The sequence below is a fragment of the Lysinibacillus sp. GbtcB16 genome, from assembly GCF_019091145.1.
In the GTDB taxonomy this organism is placed as follows: domain Bacteria; phylum Bacillota; class Bacilli; order Bacillales_A; family Planococcaceae; genus Lysinibacillus; species Lysinibacillus fusiformis.
The window spans coordinates 1-2,120 of record NZ_JAGXJV010000044.1 but is presented as its reverse complement, the minus strand read 5'-3'; the positions used below and the strand labels follow the sequence as shown (position 1 = coordinate 2,120).

Sequence of the window (2,120 nt, the reverse complement as noted above, 5' to 3'; positions counted from 1 at the left end):
ATCTTAGTATAAATGTGTTAAACGATTAGATTGATTAGAAATGAATTTTTTATTACATCAAGGGTTTAAGGTGTATCGGAATTACATATGAGTACGCTGATTAAGGCAGGTAAGTTAGAATTTGCTTATTTTAATAAAAATGAGTTGTTTACGTTTGAATAAATCACTTTATAATAAAATATCATTTTGAGTAGGAACTATAGCAGGGATGTTGAAATATATATATATTTAATGTTAACATGCTAATCGGAACAATAAATTAAGGGATGGTATAAATGGAAAAATTAAAAGATTACCATGTGAGAGAGGAATTGTTTAAATATCTTGAAGAACAGTATGTCAATTGTTCAGACACGATTATTATAAATGAACTTGGAATCTGTCAAGGGCAATCTAGAGTTGATGTAGCAGTGGTTAATGGAATTATGCATGGGTATGAAATTAAAAGTGAAAGTGATACGTTAGAACGATTACCAAGGCAAATTGAATATTATAACAAAGTATTTGATAGAGTTACAATTGTAGTGGCAGTAGACTACTTAGAGCATGTGAAAAAAATGGTTCCTAAATGGTGGGGGATTATCTCTGTACGGAATCGACATGGAGAAATAAAGTTAAAAAAATTAAGGCAAGGAAGAGCTAATAAGAAAATTGATCCATTTGCAGTTAGTCAGTTTTTATGGAAAGATGAAGCACTAGAAATATTAAAAGAAAAAGGCTTGCAAAGAGGGTATCTTAGCAAACCTAAAAGAGTTATTTTAGAGCATTTAGCTGAAACAATTGAAATAAATGAACTAAAAGATTTAGTTAATTTACAGTTGAAACAGCGCGAAGGTTGGAGAGATCACGTGCTACTAATGTAAGGTGATGATTTACTCCAACCATTACCCATGTTTCAGCATTCCCTGGTTTTGCATCACCATTTGCACATTCATAGATATAATTATCACCAAATGAAAAATCAGCTCCACAAAATTGAGGTAGGGAAATTAAATCTTTTGCTAATTGAACAGATTGAGAAAAACCATGTTTTTTAACACTGCCGCCCCTAAAAATTAGATATAAATCATCATAACTATACACAATTTTTGATGCCATTGTAATAATCCGTGGGTCAAGATTTACAAAATCTGGATGTGAAATCCCATAATCTCCAAAAATCGGAATTCTAGCTAACCCGCAATCATGTATTCTTTTATAAATTTTCCACTCTGTTCTAGGAAGTTCCCCATTAGAATTAGTCGGTATTGAATTAAGGTTTTTTGGAAAACTTGTCATACTAAGAGTTAAAGTACGCCATTGAGTTAGAAATGGGAATTGTGCAATTGTAAGCAAGACATGTTGATAAATTAATTCTTCTTGATTAGGATAGATTTGCTTGTAGTCTAATATGATGTCTACCTCATTATGAGTAACATTAAAGAAAGCTAATAGTTCTTCTAACTCTTTTCGTAGTTTTTGAAAATTTGATAATTCATTTTGTGTTAAACGAATGCAAATACCATTTTGACTGACAGAGCGGACAGCAGTTTGGAATTCTTCAGGTCTGTCAATTCCGGTTACTGGGATTGCAGGGATATCAAATGAATTAATAGAGTTTACCACAAATTTTACAGGGTGCTGACCATCTTGTAGAAGATCATCTTCAAAATCCTCGTTATCGTATAATGTATATAAATCAATGAAGACTGGAGTATTTTGGTGCCAAACTTCTTTTAATTGAGCTCCCACATTTTCTAAGTGCTCATCAATAGTTTTACTAAAATCACCTGCTTTATGATCAAAAGGAACAGGTTGTATTTCGATTAGAGGAATCATTTTTTGTTGTTCCGAAGAATCTATTCTTTCTAGTGCTCTTCTTTCACCTCTTTTCCATTTTAAAGTGGGTACATAATATTGATTATCAGACATAATTAAAACACCCCTTCTTTTAAATAAATTCAAGGTTATAAAATTCGACATTTATATGGAAAATCCTTCAAAATTAATAGAGTGTTTGTAAAAAAAAGATAAAAAACAGATGAAAAGTTGATAAGAAATATCCGAATGTACATGTATTATAAAAGTGTTATAAGATCTGCCACGGAAAGGGTACTGTATGTTGTTTCTTGATTTATCTA

General features: G+C 31.2%; 2 protein-coding genes. One reads left to right on the top strand and one right to left on the bottom strand.

Annotation, left to right across the window (positions count from 1 at the left end):
* The first annotated feature begins 275 nt into the window (after positions 1 to 275).
* Positions 276 to 863, top strand: a complete 588-nt coding sequence (locus KVT27_RS23070) for a sce7726 family protein (RefSeq protein WP_098558273.1) — start codon at positions 276 to 278, stop codon at positions 861 to 863.
* On the opposite strand, the gene KVT27_RS23065 is transcribed toward KVT27_RS23070, so the two are convergent.
* Complete coding sequence (locus KVT27_RS23065) at positions 808 to 1,911, bottom strand: beta family protein (protein WP_180740658.1); 1,104 nt, start codon at positions 1,909 to 1,911, stop codon at positions 808 to 810. The two genes, KVT27_RS23070 and KVT27_RS23065, sit on opposite strands and share 56 nt — an antisense overlap.
* Positions 1,912 to 2,120 lie beyond the last annotated feature (209 nt).